Here is a 20,119-nt window from a genome sequence, read left to right on the forward strand (position 1 = left end):
TCTACTTATCAAGTCAAACCTGCCAGGCTTCCTGCCCAAATCTTCTGGCATGGTGCAGGTTACGGCTCAATATTAATACTCGCCCCGTCCAATATCGTAATTCCGTTGCCGGCCTCCGCCAGCTCCTTCATAGCCTCCATCAGACCAAACAAGGCACCATCCTTCGATTTCGCTTCAATCATGGCATCCACAGCAGGGGTATCGGCTGCAATCCGCTTTAGAAAAGCCAGCAGCGGCGCCGGTTCCACACCATCGGCATGGCTGCGGGGATCAGAAGGACTGCGCGGACTGGAGACATGGATCTTAGGCGGCAGCAGTTCACCTGGAAGCACATCCTTCAGTGCCAGCGGACTCTTCCAGGTCTTCTGAATCTCCGGCCACAGCTCCCATGGAAGCTCGCCTTCATTATTCACCCACTGGTGATGAATATCGAGCACCATCGGCAGCCCGAGACTACGGGCAACCTCCAGCGTCTCCCGCGCGTTAAATGTCTTATCGTCGTTCTCGAGCGTAATCCGCTCCTGCAGTTCAGGCGCAAGCCCTGCAAACTGCTCCCGGAACCGCGCTGCCGCCACAGGCTTGTCCCCATAGGCTCCGCCGATATGAATGTTGCTCTTGGCCGTTGCCGGCAGCCCCATTGCAACGAGCATATCCGTATGATGCTGCAAATCACGGATAGAACTCGCCAGCACCTCAGGACGGGGCGTGCTGAGCACCGTAAAGTGATCAGGATGAAAGGACACTCTCATCCCGTGCTTCTTCACATAGCTGCCCACTTCGGCAAACTCTTCAGCCAGTACGGCCAACGGGTTCCAGTCCCGCAGATCAGGATGCGTTGCCAGCGGAATCAGCTTGGAAGTCATGCGGTACACCATAATATCTGAGCCGGCATTATGCTTCAGGAGGCGCAGCGTATTATGCAGGTTCATCTTCGCAAGGGTCGCCAGACGCCGCAGCCCGGCTTCACGGTCGTTCAGCTTCGCAAAGCTTGCCATCGTCATTGTCTTGGATGGTGAACAGTCTGGGATGACAGTGGACATGGCTACATATCCGAAGCGGACAATCATCCTTCTTCTCCGAAGAACATCTCATAGGCAAGCGCCGTCTGCACCCGCGACTCTTCTTCGTTCAGCTTGCGTACCAGCTCCATCTCGACCGCTGTAACCTCATTGCCCTGGAAGTTGATCTCCGCGATCGAAGCGGAGATCTTGACGATCGCCACAGCCACATTCTCCGGTGTATAGGCAATAACCTTCTGGCCGGTCGGATACACGCGAAACCCCTGCTTCACCATCTTGGTGCGGCCGTACTCGAGCAGTTCATACAGCTCCTGCTCATTCTTGAACTTGCAGACCGAATTAAATTCCGATTGAAACCCCATGCTGTTGTCTCTCCTTTCCGGCCGGAAGGACCCCGCCGCTCACCTGATTTTATTCATTGTCGTATTTGAGGCCTTGTTTATACTTGTAACGCTCCAGCGCCAGCTCGATCATGCGGTCCAGCAGAGCAGGATACGATATACCTGTCTCGCGCCACAGCAGCGGGTACATGCTGAACGGCGTAAAGCCCGGCATTGTATTCACTTCATTAATCAGAATTTGGCCGTCGGATTTCCGTACGAAGAAGTCGGCACGGGTAATCCCGCTGCCTTCGATCGCCCGGAAGGCAGCAATCGCCGATTCACGCAGGCGGTCCGCCACCTCAGGATCGACAGGAGCCGGAATCAGCATCTGCGATTTGCCGTCGATATATTTTGCCGCATAGTCATAATATTCTCCGGAAGAGACGATTTCACCCGGAACAGAAGCCTCGGGGTCCTCATTGCCAAGTACGGCAACCTCCACCTCGCGGGCATCAACAAATTCTTCAATGATGACCTTGGTATCATAGCGGAAAGCAAAATCAACAGCCTTGATTAGACTTTCCTTGTCTACGGCTTTGGAAATGCCCACACTGGAGCCCAGATTGGCCGGCTTGACAAACACAGGGTAACCCAGCTTATCCTCTACCCCCATAATCAGCTCATGGCTTTTGTGCTTCCATACGGCAGCGTTGAAATAACAATACTCGCATTGCGCAAGACCCGCTTCGCCGAACAGCTTCTTCATCACGACCTTATCCATACCAGCGGATGAAGCCAGCACACCTGCGCCGATATAAGGAATATTCGCCATTTCAAACAGGCCCTGAATCGTACCGTCTTCCCCATTGGTACCGTGCAGCAGCGGGAACATCACATCAATGCTCTTCTCCCCGCCCGCTAGCCCGCTGAATACCGTATTCAATGCTGCGCCCATATCTCCGGCTGCCCCGGCAAGCTTCAACTGCTCAATTCCGCTGTAAGCGGCAGTGAGTGTTTCGCCGACCTTCCACAGCCCCTGTTTGGAAATATAGAAAGGAATAATCTCATATTTATCGTAGTCAAAAGCGTTCATAACCGCGAATGCCGTCTGCAGCGATACCTCATGCTCTCCGGATTTGCCGCCGTACACCAGTCCTACGGTTAATTTTGTGTTCCCCATGCCCTAACCTCTTTCTGGATTATAAGTAGTCATTGATATGAAAAAAACGGTAGGCCGTTCTGTCGGTCCATGCATAGGAATCACGGTAATCCCAGAAACGGTGACGGCTGCTGACCGTTCTTGCATTCACCAGCGGCATTCCGCCCGCGTCAAAAGCAGTGACGATCGTGCTGTGCTGGTAATGGCCGTTGCCGTCCCAGTCGTACAGGATGACATCGCCAAGCATCAGCTGATCCGGCCGCTCCACGGCCTCAGCGCGAAGTCCGCTGTTCCGCTCCCCGCTCAAATAGCGCTGCAGGCTGTCCGACACAGCCCAGCTGAAGCTCCACCATTCCTGCGCTCCATTGTAGCCTTTGTACCACCAGCCGGTTTCTCTTTTACCAGTATAGTTGATAGGTGCGCCCCCTGCAAAGAGACATTGAGACACATAATTTGTGCAGTCCACATCAAAAACCTCAAACTCCGGGTTGCCGTCCTTCCACCAGCGGTCAGCATAAGCCGCCGCTTCTTCCCGGCGGTAACGGACCTCCTTTGATCCGGCAATCCCGCGGAGCACATTCCGGTTAAGCAGGGGCTGCGACGGCTGCGGGGCAGGCAGTACCTCACCCCATTTGGACAACCGCAGTGCGGGATCCGCCTCCAGTGCTCTGCGCTGCGTATTTCTTTCCTGCACACTGCGCTCCACAGTGGCTATCTCCCATGAACTGCCTTCCCGCACAAAAGTCAGACGTTCCGTCTCGATCGTATCCTCGCGGTGCGTCATTCCGCCCTTCTCATAATACAGTGCACTGTGCAGCGCTACATCGGCTACGACCTCACCCGGATTCTGGCGGACGGTGCGCAGTGTCCTGACACCGGTCTCCGCACGCAGAGGAGTAATCCCCCGGCGGTTATACCACTGGGCAAGCCGCCGGGAGCGCTCCCCCTGGGCCACGAGATAACGCGGGTCCATGACGGCAGTACGGCGCGGATCGGCCCCCGGTGCCACACGCGCCTTGTTTAACTGATCCACATAAACATACAAGCTTTTCTTCCACTCTAATTCCATCCCGTTTCCCGCCCCTTCATCCCTGTTTGGCTGCTGTCCTATGTATATGAAGGAATACCTGCGGCTATACAGATGGAATCAGTGAATGACAAGCAGGCCAAGCTAATTTCCAAGCTTTAGGCAAAGCGCAAGAAAGCGCACGGGACAGGGCAAATCTGGGTAAAAAAGCAGCAAAAAAAACTTTACTCCCCCCTTTGTAACCGTTATACTTAACATACAAACAATATGAAATGATGTTTCATCAGATGAAACGAGGAGGCGCATATATGCCAAGCAAGGACCATTTTTCCCTGGCTAAGAACCTGGAGTCAGGCGGCAAAACCTACCGCTACTATCATCTTAATTCCCTTGAAGAACAAGGCGCAGGCAGCATTTCATCCCTGCCATTTTCCATCAAAGTACTGCTTGAGGCGGCTGTCCGCCAGTATGACGGACGGGCGATCACGGAAGAGCATGTAAAACAGCTGGCCGGCTGGTCAGGTGGCATAGACCGCAATAAAGAGATTCCTTTTATTCCTGCGCGGATCGTCCTGCAGGATTTCACCGGTGTGCCCGTGGTCGTCGATCTTGCTGCAATGCGCGATACCGTCAAGAAAGCGGGAGGCGATCCCAAGAAGATCAATCCGCTCGTTCCGGTTGACCTTGTCATTGACCACTCTGTCATGGTCGATGCCTTTGGCACCGCCGATGCGCTCGAATACAACATGAATGTGGAATTTGAACGCAATGAAGAACGCTACCGTTTCCTGCGCTGGGCGCAGACAGCCTTCAACAACTTCCGCGCTGTTCCGCCGGCAACAGGAATTGTGCATCAGGTCAACCTAGAGTATTTGGCGTCCGTGGCCACCACTAAGTCCGTTGACGGTGAAACTGTAGTCTATCCCGATTCCCTGGTCGGCACAGATTCCCATACCACTATGATCAACGGTCTTGGAGTCGTTGGTTGGGGTGTGGGCGGTATTGAAGCCGAAGCAGGCATGCTTGGGCAGCCGCTCTATTTTGTTACACCAGATGTGGTTGGCTTCAAGCTTACAGGCAGCCTGATGGAAGGTGCTACGGCAACCGACCTGGCCTTGACAGTAACGCAAATGCTGCGCAAGAAAGGCGTTGTCGGCAAATTCGTAGAGTTCTACGGACCGGGCCTTGCCAACATCAGCCTTGCTGACCGTGCGACCGTAGCCAACATGGCTCCCGAATACGGAGCGACCATCGGGTTCTTCCCGGTTGATGAAGAGACGCTGGCCTACCTGCGCAGCACCGGACGTCCGGATGAGCTGGTCGAGCTGGTTGGTGACTATTACAAAGCTCAAGGCATGTTCCGCACCGCGGATACACCGGACCCGCAGTTCAGCGACATCATCGAGCTTGATCTTGCCTCTGTTGTTCCCAGCCTTGCCGGACCGAAACGTCCGCAGGACCGTGTCGAGCTGACACATATGAAAGAGAACTTCGAAGGCATCATCCGCACCCCTGTAGACAAGGGAGGCTACGGCCTCAGTGATGAGAAGATTGCTGAAGTCGTGGAAGTGCAGCACAAGAACGGCAGCACCAGCAAGCTCAGCACCGGTGCCGTCGTAATCGCAGCGATCACCAGCTGTACGAATACCTCCAACCCGAGCGTTATGCTTGGAGCCGGGCTGCTGGCCAAAAAAGCCGTGGAACGCGGTCTGACTAAGCCAGGCTACGTGAAGAGCAGTCTCACTCCGGGATCGCTTGTGGTTACGGAATACCTGGAAAAAGCCAATCTCCTGAAGCCGCTTGAGGCTCTGGGTTTCTATCTGGCCGGCTACGGCTGCGCTACCTGTATCGGCAACTCCGGCCCGCTGCCGGATGAAGTCAGCCAGGCCATTTCAGAACATGATATGACAGTAGCTGCAGTAATATCCGGCAACCGGAATTTCGAAGGCCGTGTGCATGCCCAGGTTAAAGCAAACTACCTGGCCTCCCCGCCGCTCGTTGTAGCCTACGCCCTGGCCGGCACTGTGAACATTGATCTGAAGACTGAGCCGCTGGGTTATGATCCGCAGGGTGAGCCTGTATTCCTTGCAGATATCTGGCCGACTTCGGCAGAGATTCGTGAAGCAATCAGCCTTTCCCTAAGTCCCGAGATGTTCCGGCGTAAATACGAGAATGTATTTACTGCCAACGAACGTTGGAATTCGATCCCTGTGCCGGAAGGCGAGCTGTATGAATGGGATGACAACTCCACATACATCCAGAACCCGCCGTTCTTTGAGCATCTGGCGGATGGTATCGGAGATATCAAGGATATCAGCAACGCGCGGGTATTAGCGCTGCTTGCCGACTCCGTCACTACCGACCATATTTCACCGGCGGGCAATATTTCCACCTCCGGTCCTGCCGGAGAATATCTGCGCAGCCATGGCGTGGAACGCGCCGACTTCAACTCCTACGGCTCACGCCGCGGGAACCATGAGGTGATGATGCGCGGCACGTTCGCCAACATCCGGATCCGCAACGCGGTTGCACCGGGTACGGAAGGCGGAGTAACCACCTTCCTGCCGAGCGAAGAAGTGATGTCGATCTACGATGCGTCTATGCTGTACCAGTCGGCTGGACAGAACCTGATCGTTATCGCGGGCAAGGAATACGGCACAGGCAGCTCACGTGACTGGGCCGCCAAAGGTACACTGCTGCTTGGGGTCAAGGCGGTCATCGCCGAGAGCTTCGAGCGGATTCACCGCAGCAATCTGGTCGGCATGGGCGTTCTGCCGCTGCAATTCCAGGAAGGTCACGGCTGGAGCAGCATGGGGCTGACCGGACGCGAGACCTTCAATATCACCGGACTTGACAACTACGTGCTCCCAAGCCAGGAACTCACCGTCACCGCCACCCGCGAGGACGGCACACAGTTTGAATTCCCGGTCATTGCCCGGTTAGACAGCACCGTTGACATCGACTACTACCGCAATGGCGGCATTCTGCAGACGGTACTCCGCCAGATGCTGGCTGATGCTGCCGCTTCGGAAACTGCACTGCCTGTAGAATAACTACAGCTGGTCAGGATGGGTGGAACCCACTGTGGCTTGCCTTCCATCCTGACGGTGCTGAACAGACTAAATAGCCCCCGACAATCCCGTAAGGGAGATTGTCGGGGGCTATTTAGCTTACCCTGTGGCTATGCTTGATCCAATCCAAGCGGTATCCGCAGCTTCGGATCGGGCCTAAATCTCGATGCGTTCAGCATCTAGTATCTTCTTATAGATAAGTGCAATTATTTGCGAGCGGTCGGTTACGTTCATCTTGTTAAAGATACGGCTCAGGTGATTTTTGACGGTATGTTCGCTGATAAACAGCGTGCTGGCAATTTCCTTATTCGTCTTCCCATGGACAATTAGCTCAAGTACTTCTTCTTCCCGGGGTGAGACCCCCCATTCTTCCTTCAGTGTAGTCAATGCCGGGCTATCCAGCAGCCTCGCTGCCGATACGATTCTCTTCTTAGGCCGCGAATCCTCCCGGCTCAGCAGAAACGACTGGAACGAGGAAATCCGTTCATCCTCAATCCAGGAAGCAATATTGTAGTCCTTGCTGTATCTGGATGGATCAATCCATTTGTGCGGAAGGCTGCCCAGATGTTGCTGATCGGCACCTCTTCCTGTATGCTGCAGTATCAGCGCAAGCACCTGGCCGGATAGAGGCAGGGGAGGCTTCTCCACAGTAAAGAATTGAGAGGCCAACTCGTCTACCTGCTGCAACAGCAGGATTTCATCCGGGTAATATCCAAACTCCGTTAACGCGTCAATCTGGAAAGGAGACAGCAGAGCCGCCCTTACCACCCTTTCAGCTTCCTCTTCAGTCAGGCCTATGTAACGGGCAAAATCTGCCGCCATATTGGAAGCGTCCAGCGATAGACTGCTCAGTTCAGTGTTTACATTCTGGAGGTAACGGCGCAGTTCGGTCAAAAAGGCCTCGGCCTGCTCTAGATACCTTTCTTCCTTCTCAAGAAGACGAATGGCAGCAGTGGCCAGACAGGCTACCGATTCGATGAAGGTCTGCCATTGCTCCGCTTCACTTCTCCCCCTGAATCCGACAGACAAGAGTCCTTTGAACTCGTTCCCGGATAGCAGCGGACATTCGAGCAGAACCGAACCTCCTGCCACCTCAAAGATGACAGCAGACGAGAGAAAGGATTGCCGGGAGTAGCGGGACTCCAGCCCTTTGACATACAATGCATCCTCATCTGAGGCCCAGCCCCTGGAAAAATACGTAATGTTTGAACTCACGATTTCCTGAAAGTAAACCAACGTGGATAGGGGATAAAAAGGCATGGCCATGACAACATCCAGCAGTTGCATACCCAGGTCTTTCCTCGACAACGCTTGCGGCAGCAGTCTAGCAGCTTCCTTAAGAAGGAACGTCCCTTCTTCAAGCAGTTTTCCCCTGCGCAGCAGCATTTCTCCCCAGTCGGATATTCCCAGCAAAGAGGCAACGATTTGCTCCTGCCGGTCGTAGCCCTGAACCTGTTCGTTTCTTCCAAAGCTGATTGCCAGCATAAGCGATCTTTTGCCGTTGTTGATCAAAACCGGATAACAGGACAGGCATTCCGGCAGCGTCATCCCCCGCCGGGTGAAGTAAAGGGATCTTGGATCCTTGGCAATGTCTGTCCAATGTCTCGGATCTTTGCCGAGGACCGCTTGTCCAAAAAAACCGTCCCCTTGCGAAAATACAGCATTCAGCAAAAGATGTGCCTCTTTTCCCGCAGCATAATTCACCTTGAATTGCCCTTCATCGTTCTCCTTGGCAAACGCATACAAATCAGCGGCTGAAAAAGTCCCTGCCAGTTGCTGGAGCACCTCTTCAATCTTCAGGAAATCCTCCTCCAGATGAGTCAGAAGCCGCGAAATCATCATAGCGTTTCTTTCCGTCACCGGCTTAAGGGCAGAGCCTCCTATTAATTTGCACAGGATACTGCCAAGAACGGCTATCTTGTCCCTGATCTCAAATATACGTTCACTACTGCTCTCGGGTAAGGCAGATAGCTCGGAACTTAGCTGATCATATTCCGGATGATTCTTCATCTTGGACTCGAATGCTTGCAATACCAGTTCCTTCGCACCTTCCTCCATATAGAGGCCTGACCAGAGATAGTAAATCTCTCCGTACTCCGGAACCAGCGGGGTAATGATATACTTCAATCCAGGAATCCACCGGTCCAAGACGGCAGGATATGACAAGGCCCCCAAGCGGCGCAGTGTCTGCTCAAAAGGACGGTGTATGTGCTGCAAGGAATCAATAATTTCCTTATAAAACCTTCCTGCAATGGTTGGACGGGTTATCAGGTTTCCTTCCTGATCCGTTAGCACAAGAGCCTGACTCGTAACAGCACCGAATGTGTCTTGAAGTTGTTGAATCTCTTCCATTAATGAATCGGGTACTGCAGCGCTCAATGGAATCACCCATCCCCCCCGGAATAAAAGTTTAATTACTTATAAAATCTGAAACTTATAATTTGTAATCATAGTTCATTTTTACTATAGTTACAAATTGAATATTACTGTTCCTGGCAGTTTTCTCTTTAATTTACCCCCATAATTCGACTACATAACCAGACTTTCCCGATTAACCCATCATTAATCCCATTTCGGCTGCATTTTCCGAGAGAACCACAGCATATTCCTCGAGAGTTTCCCGGGACAAGCGGCTGACAGGGCCGGACAGGGAAAGGGCTGCCACCACGCTGCCATTGCGGCCGACAATAGGCACAGCCACCGCAGCAGCTCCTGGTTCCCGCTCCTCGAAGCTGGTCGCATAACCCCGGCGGGTAACTTCCTTAAGCTGCTCCAAGTATAGGCTTCTATCTACAGTTTCCGGCCAAGCCGGATCTGCCAGCAGCCGGATCTGCACCTCATGCGGCGCATAGGCGGCCAGCACCTTGCTGGAAGCGCCAACAGATAAGGGCAGCCGGGCACCAATCTGCGCCACCCGGCGGATTGCCTGCCGGCTCTGCACAGCCTGAATGCGCACACGTTCCAAACCATCGCGCAGATAGAGGCTGACCGTCTCTCCCAGCCGGTCGCGCAGCCGCTCCATCGCCGGAAGCAGCAGTGCCGCCGGCTCATCCAGCGTCGGCAGATGGGTTGACAGCTCCCAAATCCGCATACCGAGCCGGTATTTCTCGGTACTTTCATTGCGCATCAGAAAACCCTTCTCCTCCAGGGTAGTGAGCAGCCGGTGCACAGTACTCTTATGGAGGCCGATTTTGGCAGCAATCTCAGTCAAGCTTAAATCATCATTCTCCTTCGTAAAACACAGCAATATATCCAGCGCCCGCTCTACAGCACGTACGGTCAGTTTACGATCCTCCACAGCAATCTCCCCTTACCTGTTTCATTAAATGAAACCCGGTTACATAATTGTACATAGTTAATTCTATCTTAGAGCAAAAGCCCAAGGAAAGTCCAGTATATTAACTAACAGGAAAAGGCTGGGCCGCACTTTACAGTTAGATTACAAAAACGGCGAATTCATTGACTTTATGAGGGCGTCACCATACGATTAAACATATGAATTAATTATGCCGATACAAATGGAAATAGTTCATAACATGAAGCAGTTCAGCTTGATTTTGACTTTGCGATTTTAGGAGTGGATCTTATGGATCTGGCAACTCACCGTACCGGCAGACCGGTCTCACGCAAGACCAAGGAGGATAAGTCAGACATCGCCCCCAACCTTTCACTGGGGATGATTCGCGTTAAACATATTGTAGTTGCATTGCTGTTATCCGTATTTTTCTTCTTTGTGTTCTGCTTCATTGCCCTGCATGGCTATATTGCCTGGGTGCTGTCTAATCCGACAGTGGCTCCCCTGTACTCCAACCCTTCACTGGCCAAGGGGCTGGACTATGAAGATGTGACCTTTCAGGCGCATGACGGAAGCCGGACGATGCAGGGCTGGTATATCCCGTCCAAGGACTCTACCAAAACCATTGTCTTCAGTCATGGCTACGGCGCCAACCGCGAGGAATCCTGGGTACCGATGTATGATCTGGCCCATTATGCCCATAGCCTGAATTTCAACGTCGTCATGTTCGACTACGGCTTCGCTGCCCAGACCAACAAGGATATCGCTACCGGCGGCAAAAAAGAATCCCAGCAGCTCTTAGGCGCCATACAGTTTGCTAAGGACCGGGGGGCCAGAGAGATCGTCGTTTGGGGCTTCTCCATGGGTGCCGGCACAGCGCTTCAGGCGGGGTTAGTTACCAAGGACGTCGATGCGATGATTCTGGACAGCACTTTTTTGCTGGAGCCGGATACACTTTACCATAATATCAAACAAAATATCGATCTTCCCCGCCAGCCTTCCCTGGAAATTATGGAGCTGCTCTTTCCGGTACTGAACGGCACAGGGCTGAATCAAATTCCGTATTCCAAGGTAAAAGCTGAAGATTATCCTTTTCCCGTTCTGTTCATGCACGGCACGAAGGATGACAAGGCGCCATACCCGATTGCCGAAGAGCTTGCGGCCAACCAGAGCAACCCGTACTCGGATTCATGGATCGTCGAGGACAGCCACCATGAGCTGCTGTTCCGCGAGCATCCCCGCGAATATCTGCGCCGTGTTTCCGCTTTTCTGGGCAATGTGCATTTGGCTAAGAACCAGGAGAATGAGCAGACTTCCATTGCTGGCAAATAACCTCATAAGGTATCATCTTTTTTCAAAAATAATAGCGTGCAGAATGTATTCATAAAATACAACTCTGCACGCTATTTTTGTTATTTAGCTGCTACCGTCTTAGCAAAGCCCATGAAATCAGCCAACCCTTTGCAGTCTGCAGCTTTGCAAATGATCTCTTTAAAGATGTTCTCTCCCGGCAAGGCCACATAAGACACTGCTTCCGCTCATATAATGAACCGTTTAAGAAATCGGACGGGGGGACTGCATGTAATGCTATATGTATACGGACCGCTGCTGCCAGCACGAATACTCGAAGAAACTGTATTTTGGAAAACCCAGGAGAAAGAGCATACCGAAGTCATCAAAGCAATTGTGCCTCAATTGGAAGAGCCTTATGTCAAACTGCTCGATGAATGGGCTGTTGTCTTTGGTGCCACAGAGCAAGCCGCGCGGCGGCTGCTGGAAACTTCGCTCACTCCGGCATTTGCCGGACAGCGTGAGCTCGCTGCCCAAACAGAGCTGCTGCTGCAGACTGTCTGTTCCCAGTCACGTGAGTTCATCCGCCAGCTATACGCACTGTGCGAAAGCAGCAAGGCGGTGAAAGCCCAGCCGCTGGCGGCTATTGTACTGCTGCATATTATTCGCGAGTCCGAGTATTTCCTTGCTGTTCTGGAGGGACTGGGCACGCCCGGACAGGTTTCGGTTCTAATGCGGGATAGCGCAGCGGACCCGGCGGAGTATGCGTCTGTAGCTTCTGCAGAGGGCAGCGGCAACGGGTTTGGGCCTGCAGCCCCGGCAGTCCAAACCCGTGAACCCGGTTCTGTGCCTATAGGCGGGCATAAGCTGCCTCCGCTCCCTTATGCTTATAATGCGCTTGAACCGTATATCGACGAGAAGACCATGACTATCCATCATGACAAACATCACCAAAGCTACGTAGACGGACTGAACAAAGCAGAAATCAAGCTGGCGGAGGCCCGCAAAACCAACGATTTCGATCTCGTCAAACATTGGGAACGAGAGCTTGCTTTTAATGGTGCCGGACATTATCTTCACACCATCTTCTGGAACGTAATGTCTCCACAAGGCGGCGGACGTCCAACCGGCGCCTTGCTGGACGCCATTGAACGCAGCTTCGGCAGCTATGATGCCTTTAAAACGCAATTCACCGAAGCAGCGAATAAGGTTGAAGGCGGGGGCTGGGCTATTCTTGTCTGGAGCCCGCGCAGCCGCAGACTGGAAATTCTCACTGCAGAGAAACACCAGAATTTGTCGCAATGGGATGTTGTGCCATTGCTCGCCCTGGATGTGTGGGAGCATGCCTATTACCTCAAGCATCAGAACAACCGCGCCGCCTATATTCAAGACTGGTGGAAGGTCGTCAATTGGCCTTATGTCTCACAGCGTTATGCCGCCGCCCGCAAGCTGGTCTGGCAGCCCTTTTGACACTCCGGGAAAAAACCAATAAGTTCTAAGCCCCGTGGACTGCCATTGCGTTACGGCAACTTATAAATAAACAGAGCCCTGCTCTCATCTAAAGTGAAAGCAGAGCTCTGTATGTGTACAAATCCGGGAGAATCTCCCCTATCATCTTATTCCTTGATCAAAGCCAAAAACTCCGCGCGTACGGCAGCATCCTCACGGAAGCTTCCTCTCGTCGCCATGGTCACCGTCTTGCTGCCGGGCTTCTTCACCCCACGGGCACACATGCACAGATGCTCGCCTTCCACGACGACCATAACCCCATGAGGATTCAGTACCTCGGTCATGATGTCGGCAATTTGAGTCGTGATCCGCTCCTGCACCTGCAGACGGCGGCTAACCGCTTCAACGAGACGGGCCAGTTTGCTTAGTCCGGCAATACGCCCGCTTGGGACGTAGCCGATATGCACTTTGCCGAAGAAAGGAGCCATGTGATGCTCGCATTGGCTGTAATAGACGATATCCTTTACAATGACCAGCTCTTCGTGAGATTCATCAAAAGTTACACCTAGCGCCTCTCGGGGATCTATCGAATAACCGCCAAATATCTCCTCGTACATCCGCGTGACCCGTGCCGGTGTTTCCAACAGCCCTTCGCGGCCGGTGTCCTCTCCGATTAACTCCAATATCTTCTCAACATGGTACTCGATCTGCTCGCGGTTCACCGTGACCTTGCCGTTTACGTATTCCTTGATGCCCCCCATGAAACCTCCCCCTTCCGCACCCGCGTACACCTTCATCTATCCGGACCGTGTTACTTGCCCTTGCGCCGCTGCCCTTTGTTTGCAACAGGAGCACGTCCAGGCTGATTATTGTTCTTCATCATTTGCTGTGCACGCTGCATTTGCTTGCCGTTCAGGTTGTAACCCATTTGCTTCGCAACCTTCTGCAGCATTTCCGGATCATTTTGCATCGTTGTCATTTGTCTGCGTAGATAATATACGCCGATAAAGAATCCGCCGATCAGACCAACAACAAGCGTAATAATAGGCCATACAATATCCATCTGGAATCCACCTTTGTACTCAATTGTCTGCAGCGCCCGCTGCGGGCATGCGAATCTATCATAGCATTTCAAGAACTGGACAGCAATTGGTAAATCCCATGAGTCAGAAGAGGTAGGTTCCGGTGCCATCCGGGAGGGCGTGCTCTGCTTCGAGCTGCAGCAGCCGGGTCTTGATCGCAAGGCCACCGGCGTAGCCGACCAGCGTTCCTCCCGCACCGATTACCCGGTGACACGGTACAATTACCGGAACAGGATTGCGGTTATTAGCTCCGCCTACAGCGCGCACAGCCTGCGGATTGCCGATCCGCACAGCAATATCCTTATAGGAAGCGGACTCTCCGTAGGGAATACCGCGCAGCGCCTCCCATACCTGAAGCTGGAAGGCCGTGCCACGCATATCCAGAGCCAGCGTGAAGTCCTGCAGTCCTCCGGTAAAATATGCCTCAAGCTGTGCTATAGCCGGCTTCAGCCGGGACTCATCTTCGATTAATATCACGGTTCCAATCCGTACCTTGAGCCATTTCTCCAGGTTCTCCCGGCTCCCGGCAAATGTCCCGAATTCTATAAGACATAATCCCGCCTCTGTTGCACATAAGGTCAGCGGGCCAATCGGCGATTCCATTTCACTATAATACACAGCAGTTTCAGTTCCCAGACTGCCCCCCGCCAGCTTGCTCATTACTCTCCGTCTCCTCCCGCTTCAGCAGCTTCTCCCGCGCCCGTTCAAGCATCTCCCGGACCTGGTTGTCCTCTTCAGCCAACTGTGCCTTTTCAACAGCCGCCAGCGCCTCTCCGCCGCCAATGCGCCCAAGCGCCCAGGCCGCAGTCCCGCGCATTTCCGGGCGTGACTCCCGCAGCACAATTTCGGTCAGCTTCGGTACAGCGCCAGCCTCTTTGAAATTGCCAAGCGCGATAATCGCATTGCGCTGGATCGGCTTTTTGCCACGCCAGGCCGCCGAACTGCTGCCGAATTTCTCTTTAAACTCACGATTGCTGAGCTCAAGAATCGGCAGCAAAAGCGGCTTGACGATCTCCGGATCAGGCAGCAGCTCCGGACGGTGGTTCCAGTTCTTCCCGCGATTTATCGGGCAGACAATCTGGCAGGTGTCGCAGCCATACAGCCGGTTGCCGATCTTGGTCATATACTCATCGCTTAAGAACCCTTTGGTCTGCGTTAAATAGGAAATACAGGCCTGGGCGTTAAGCTGACCCGGGCCAACAAGTGCCCCGGTAGGACAAGCGTCAATACATTTCGTACAATCTCCGCAGCCTTCCTCCACGGGTTCATCCGGGGGAAACGGAATATTCGTCACCATTTCCCCAAGATAGATCCATGACCCCCACTTGGGAGAGATGATCGCACAGTTCTTGGCACTGAAGCCGATTCCTGCCCGCTCCGCTACAGCTCTGTCTACCAGCACGCCTGTATCCACCATACTCTCCAGCACAGCATCCGGCACACGCTCACGGATAAAAGCCTCCAGCTTCCCCAGCGCTTCACGCAGCACATGATGGTAATCCTGGCCCCAGGAAGCCCGGGCCAGAATGCCCCGGCGTGCACCCGGTTCAGATTTGGGCGGATTCTCCATCTTGGAAGGATAGGCCACCGCAATCGCCAGAATGGATAGCGGCGTCTCACCGGACGGAAGTGCCGGAATAGTCCGCTTATCCAAATCAGGCTCTTCAAAACCGGATTCATACCCCTTGTCCCGGTGATCCTGCAGGATGTTTTTTAAATATAGAAACGGCTCCGCTGTCGCAAAACCGATATCATCTATGCCCAGCGCCGGAGCGGCAGCCTTGATCTCCGCCTTGAGATCTTCCCATATGGAAGGCGGCGGAGCATAGGATGACTGAGTTTTAATGTTCATTTCCGCCTTCACCTTCTCTTATAATGAATTCAGTTTGGAAAGCGGCCACCAGATATAAACTGCCTTGCCGACAATACTCTTCTGCGGGACGGTGCCAAAGTAACGGCTGTCCTTGCTGGCTCCGGCATGCCGGTTATCACCCATCACAAAATAGCTTCCCTTTTCAACAGTCAGCCCCGAAAAATCAGGATCCTGAATCTCCGTATCAATATACGGCTCATCGGCCATTTTTCCGTTAACATACAGTTTATGGCCCTGTACCTCTATGAAATCACCGGGTACCCCAATGACGCGTTTCACCAGATATTCCTTGCGGTCCGGGCCGGTGCTGGGATCATGCAGCACAATAACATCTCCCCGCGACGGGTTCGCAAAGCTCAAAGTGATCTTGTTAATGATCAGCTTCTCCCCCTCAACCAGCGTAGGCTGCATGGACTGGCCGACCACAGTAGATATGTTGAAAATAAATATATTCAAAAGCGACATGAACCCAAATACAATTGCCGCGGTGATTACCCAATCCCGCAGTTCTAGAATCCATCTGTTTCCCGGCTGCAGTTTGGAGCCGTGATGTGTGACAGATCTGTATCTTTGCTTGCGGCTTCGCATAAATTCCCCTTCAAGCTCCCGGTCCATATGCCACCTTCTTGCCCAGATTGGTAGATCAAGTCTATAACAATAGAAAAGCATATCTCCCGGCCATTTGCAATGGACTCCAGGGAGATATGCTTTAGTATAATGGATCAGACTATGCAAGTCGCTATAGTTCTCTATTTAGTAAATGTTTCCGCTTACGCAGCACCCAAGATAAAGGACATTATCCAACGATGCTGAGCTTCCGTACTGATTTGAAGATTTGATTCTCGTCATATCCCATAGCTTCATACAGCGGCAGTGCAAAGGAATTGTGCTCATCAACGGCTACGAAAATACCGCTGACCTTGCGCGCCTGAAATCTGTGTTCCATCGCCGTTACAAGACTTCTGCCGATTCCTCTGCGGCGGTAGTCGGGATGGACGGCAATTCGGAAATAACAGCCGTGGTTCTTCTCGATTGTACCTATCAGCGCACCAACAATTTCTTCTTCATCCTCAGCAACTACAATGAGATCTGAATCCCAAGAAAGCTGTCTGGAGAAGGGCTCGATCGTGCTTTCAAAACATTCTTCCGATAATGCGCTCTGCAGCAGTTCAGTCACAGGGGTAACGTCGCTTAATTGAAAGGAACGAACGTGCATTCTTTAAAATCTCCCTTTTCTATGGCTTAGAATTTAACAAAAAGAAGGAGTTCCCGTAACAGTATAAAGAGGAAAAAAGGCATCAGAAAAGCAAAAATGGATGAATTTCGAGAATGTTGTCGAATCCATCATTTCAAGCAGCTTTTCGTGCGATCAAAGAAGTATTAACCTAATGTAAAATAGTCGGAAACTTCTCTAATCTCCAAAAACCGAGGAATACCTGCTTTTGACTCTATTAAAGCACACTTTTCCCGTTATATCACCATTTTTCTTTTGAAAGCGCTTAATATCAAGCGTTTTCATGAAGTATGTTTACATATTTTCTTTATAAAGGTAAATTCTAAGGTATAAAAGTAGAGTCTCCACGGAATTCTATAAGTTTAACACAGCATTTACACTTCCGGTCAGGTTTGTTAGATCGCAACTTTTTAAACGTTTATGTTTGTTTAATGTTGCATTATTGTTCCAGATACGGTTTAATAAAAGTATCTTATCGGATATAACCAATAAGAGGCATTGGAAATAAGGGGTTTTGACGTCAAGACTGCCAAAATTCTTTATCTATACAATTCTAATAAACTCAGGAGGGATTTTTCCATGGCATTTCAATTACCGGCACTTCCTTATCCGAACAACGCTCTTGAACCGCACATCGACGCATTGACGATGGAGATTCATCATGACAGGCACCATAATACTTATGTGACGAACCTGAACGCCGCTCTGGAAAAAGCACCTGAACTTCAAAACAAGAGCATCGAAGAGCTTCTCACCGACCTGAACGCTGTACCTGAAGCCATCCGCACTGCTGTTCGCAACAATGGTGGCGGACACGCCAACCATACCCTGTTCTGGGAAGTCATCGGACCAAACGCCGGCGGCGCACCTGCAGGTGCACTGGCAGCTGCGATTGACAGCGAGCTGGGCGGATTCGACAAATTCAAAGAAGATTTTGCTACTGCAGCAACTACCCGTTTCGGCAGCGGCTGGGCTTGGCTCGTGGTTAAGGACGGCAAACTTGCTGTAACAAGCACACCGAACCAAGACAACCCAATCAGTGAAGGTGCTACTCCGATCCTCGGCCTCGATGTATGGGAGCATGCTTACTACCTGAACTATCAAAACAAACGCCCTGACTACATCAAAGCCTTCTGGAATGTAGTAAACTGGGAAGAAGTCGGCAAGCGTTACGAAAGCGCGAAGTAAGGAACTGCGGCGACATCGCCGCGCCTCGCTCAGCCTACTCTAATCTATAACTCAAACGGCCCCGTCCTTTTTTAAGGACGGGGCCGTTGCTGTACGCAGGATGTGGTGTCCAGCTTACACCTTATCCCTAGATGTGAAAACGGCTGCGCCGTGTCCGGATTGGACATAGTGCAGCCGTTTTTCATTGATAGGCCCGTTATCTAGACTGAACTTGATTCGTAGCGCTTATGTCTGATTCCTGCCAGGCATTTATATGTGAATGCACTTTCTGCAGTAGAGCTCATTGCTCAGCAATAAATGACATTCTGCTGTATTTTGTACAACAGATTTCTGGATTTATCGCCAAAAACGCCTTTTCCACTAGATTCTGCTGTACAGCGTGCAATAGATTCTATTCTTTCCCGGACTTTGGACACCATTTCGTACCGCCCGTTCCGCCAGCCTATTCAGCCCTATTCCCCTCATCAAACCAATCTCCTCCGGTCTTACAGCTTCTGTGCTTCCAGCTCATCGAAATAATGGTTAAGCAGCTTTAAAAAAACGTTCGGAAAGGCGTAGTTCGCCATGTCCTCGCGGTTGATCCACCGCACGGCTCCGGCATCCTCCGGATTTCCGCTGCCGTCTGCGAACTGCTCGACCGGGCTGTCCGCGGCGGAGAAGAGATCAACCACATACGCATCTGGCGTGTCCATGGCGGGCACAACACTGGCTGCCGGCATGCCTGAGGCCAGTGCAGCACCAGCTTGCGTGCCATCTGCGGGTGCAGCGCTACTCGGTGTGCCATCAGCAGGCACACCGCCGCCTAGTGTGCCATCTGTGGGCACAGTAGTGCCTGGTGTGCCATTTACAGACACAGCACCGCCTTGCAGGCCATCAGCAGGTGCAGCACCAGCCTGCGTGCCATCTGCGGGCCCTTCGCTACCAGCCGTGGGCACGGCGGCAGCCGCGTTCCCAGCCGCGTATGCCGCCCGTCCCTCCGCCGCCAGCGGCAGCGCCCGGGCGTCCTCTTCCCTGCAGCGGTACACCTGCAGGGTCCACACGATATGGCTGAACGTATGTTCCGCAGCCATCCAGTGCTCTTCAGGCCGGGCGAAGATCCCGGCCTGCCGCAGTGACCGGCGCAGCCGGTCCAGCGCTGCCGCCTCAGGCAGCAGCGCTGCGGAAGCGCCGCCCTCCGCAGGCGGCGCCGGCCAGTGCGGCAGCTCCCACATGCGGGCCAACAGCCCGCTGGATGGCCGCTGCCGGATCAGCACCCGGCCCGCGTGCTCGCCGCGGCCCGTAACAAGGGCCGCCAGCCGCTCCTCGGGGCGCGGCGGCTTGGCCTTGGTCTTGACGGGCAGCGACGTCTCGCAGCCCGCCAGGCGCGCGGCACAGTGCTCCATCACCGGGCAAGGCAGACACCGCGGTGATTTCGGCGTGCAGACGAGCGCCCCGAGCTCCATTAGCGCCTGGTTGAAATGCGAAGCCTCCCCCTCCGGGATCAGCTCCGCCGCCAGCCGCTCCATCTTCACCCGCGTCGGCCCCTTAGCGATGTCATCCTCCATCAGAAAGTAGCGGGACAATACCCGCATCACATTTCCGTCTACCGCAGGTTCAGGCCGGTTGAACGCAATGCTGAGAATAGCTCCTGCCGTATAGGGGCCAACCCCTTTAAGGCTGAATACGGCATCGCGGTCATTCGGAACCATTCCGCCGTATTGTTCCTTCACCTGCCGCGCGGCATGCTGAAGATTCCGTGCACGGGAATAGTAACCAAGACCCTCCCAGCATTTCAGCACATCCTCCTCCGGTGCGTCGGCAAGCGATTCCACCGTAGGAAACCGCTCAATGAAGCGGTTGAAATACGGAATAACCGTATCGACTCTCGTCTGCTGCAGCATAATTTCCGAAATCCAGATATAATACGGATTGCGATGGCGCCGCCAAGGCAAATCACGTTTCTGCCCATGGTACCATTCCAGCAAATTACGGCTAAAAAACAACTTAGTATCTTGCTGCGCCTGCTCCTGTTGTTCATGCGTTGTCATCATTTATTCTCCTTGATTCTTTATATTCACTTCACACAGGCATCAGTGGAGCTACGGCCTGTCAGTTCATTCAAGTCCCATA

13 protein-coding genes and 3 pseudogenes are annotated in these 20,119 nt (G+C 52.9%); 4 read left to right on the top strand and 12 right to left on the bottom strand.

Going from position 1 to position 20,119, the window contains the following annotated elements:
• Window positions 1–59: 59 nt before the first annotated feature.
• The 4 genes from uvsE to AC3WT9_RS23445 are packed head-to-tail and all read right to left on the bottom strand — an operon-like array spanning window position 60 to window position 3,570.
• On the bottom strand, window positions 60–1,067 hold the full coding sequence (uvsE, locus tag AC3WT9_RS23430; RefSeq protein ID WP_341089627.1) for a UV DNA damage repair endonuclease UvsE: 1,008 nt from the start codon (window positions 1,065–1,067) through the stop codon (window positions 60–62).
• The gene (locus AC3WT9_RS23435; protein WP_038585586.1) at window positions 1,064–1,381 is read right to left on the bottom strand and encodes a hypothetical protein; all 318 of its coding nucleotides are present in this window, start codon (window positions 1,379–1,381) and stop codon (window positions 1,064–1,066) included. Before AC3WT9_RS23435 ends, uvsE begins: the two co-directional genes overlap by 4 nt.
• A 49-nt stretch (window positions 1,382–1,430) precedes the next feature.
• Complete coding sequence (locus tag AC3WT9_RS23440) at window positions 1,431–2,522, bottom strand: D-alanine--D-alanine ligase (RefSeq protein ID WP_492407974.1); 1,092 nt, start codon at window positions 2,520–2,522, stop codon at window positions 1,431–1,433.
• Window positions 2,523–2,541: 19 nt separating this feature from the next.
• The gene (locus AC3WT9_RS23445) at window positions 2,542–3,570 is read right to left on the bottom strand and encodes an amidase domain-containing protein (RefSeq protein WP_341089624.1); all 1,029 of its coding nucleotides are present in this window, start codon (window positions 3,568–3,570) and stop codon (window positions 2,542–2,544) included.
• Window positions 3,571–3,836: 266 nt separating this feature from the next.
• Between AC3WT9_RS23445 and acnA the strand changes: the two genes are divergently transcribed.
• Entirely contained in the window at window positions 3,837–6,581 is a 2,745-nt protein-coding gene (acnA, locus tag AC3WT9_RS23450; RefSeq protein ID WP_492407975.1) for an aconitate hydratase AcnA, read from the top strand.
• Window positions 6,582–6,755: 174 nt separating this feature from the next.
• On the opposite strand, the pseudogene AC3WT9_RS23455 reads toward acnA, so the two are convergent.
• Window positions 6,756–6,959, bottom strand: a pseudogene (locus AC3WT9_RS23455) (response regulator transcription factor); the annotation flags it as partial.
• 2,191 nt (window positions 6,960–9,150) lie between these two features.
• A complete protein-coding gene (locus AC3WT9_RS23460) occupies window positions 9,151–9,897 on the bottom strand; it encodes an IclR family transcriptional regulator (protein WP_341089622.1) in 747 nt (248 codons plus the stop codon).
• A 288-nt stretch (window positions 9,898–10,185) separates the two neighbouring features.
• Here AC3WT9_RS23460 and AC3WT9_RS23465 point away from each other — a divergent pair, with 288 nt between their 5' ends.
• Both AC3WT9_RS23465 and AC3WT9_RS23470 read left to right on the top strand, forming a co-directional pair.
• The gene (locus AC3WT9_RS23465) at window positions 10,186–11,226 is read left to right on the top strand and encodes an alpha/beta hydrolase (RefSeq protein ID WP_341089621.1); all 1,041 of its coding nucleotides are present in this window, start codon (window positions 10,186–10,188) and stop codon (window positions 11,224–11,226) included.
• 252 nt (window positions 11,227–11,478) lie between these two features.
• Window positions 11,479–12,654, top strand: a complete 1,176-nt coding sequence (locus AC3WT9_RS23470; protein WP_341097534.1) for a Fe-Mn family superoxide dismutase — start codon at window positions 11,479–11,481, stop codon at window positions 12,652–12,654.
• Between the two features lie 146 nt (window positions 12,655–12,800).
• On the opposite strand, the gene folE is transcribed toward AC3WT9_RS23470, so the two are convergent.
• The 5 genes and pseudogenes from folE to AC3WT9_RS23495 all read right to left on the bottom strand — a co-directional run bounded on the left by folE (window position 12,801) and on the right by AC3WT9_RS23495 (window position 16,804).
• Complete coding sequence (folE, locus tag AC3WT9_RS23475) at window positions 12,801–13,394, bottom strand: GTP cyclohydrolase I FolE (protein ID WP_492407976.1); 594 nt, start codon at window positions 13,392–13,394, stop codon at window positions 12,801–12,803.
• A gap of 50 nt (window positions 13,395–13,444) precedes the next feature.
• The gene (locus AC3WT9_RS23480) at window positions 13,445–13,696 is read right to left on the bottom strand and encodes a YneF family protein (protein WP_341089619.1); all 252 of its coding nucleotides are present in this window, start codon (window positions 13,694–13,696) and stop codon (window positions 13,445–13,447) included.
• A 103-nt stretch (window positions 13,697–13,799) separates the two neighbouring features.
• A pseudogene (queG, locus tag AC3WT9_RS23485) lies at window positions 13,800–15,567 on the bottom strand (tRNA epoxyqueuosine(34) reductase QueG).
• A gap of 18 nt (window positions 15,568–15,585) precedes the next feature.
• On the bottom strand, window positions 15,586–16,203 hold the full coding sequence (gene lepB / locus AC3WT9_RS23490) for a signal peptidase I (RefSeq protein WP_492407977.1): 618 nt from the start codon (window positions 16,201–16,203) through the stop codon (window positions 15,586–15,588).
• Window positions 16,204–16,384: 181 nt separating this feature from the next.
• Complete coding sequence (locus AC3WT9_RS23495) at window positions 16,385–16,804, bottom strand: GNAT family N-acetyltransferase (protein WP_076112803.1); 420 nt, start codon at window positions 16,802–16,804, stop codon at window positions 16,385–16,387.
• 597 nt (window positions 16,805–17,401) lie between these two features.
• Here AC3WT9_RS23495 and AC3WT9_RS23500 point away from each other — a divergent pair.
• Window positions 17,402–18,010 (top strand): superoxide dismutase, encoded by a 609-nt coding sequence (locus AC3WT9_RS23500; protein WP_341089615.1) that lies wholly within the window; start codon window positions 17,402–17,404, stop codon window positions 18,008–18,010.
• Between the two features lie 938 nt (window positions 18,011–18,948).
• Here AC3WT9_RS23500 and mutY read toward each other — a convergent pair.
• Window positions 18,949–20,037 (bottom strand): annotated as a pseudogene (mutY, locus tag AC3WT9_RS23505) (A/G-specific adenine glycosylase); the annotation flags it as partial.
• Window positions 20,038–20,119: the final 82 nt, after the last annotated feature.

Source organism: Paenibacillus sp. EB106-06-01-XG199 (assembly GCF_058791575.1).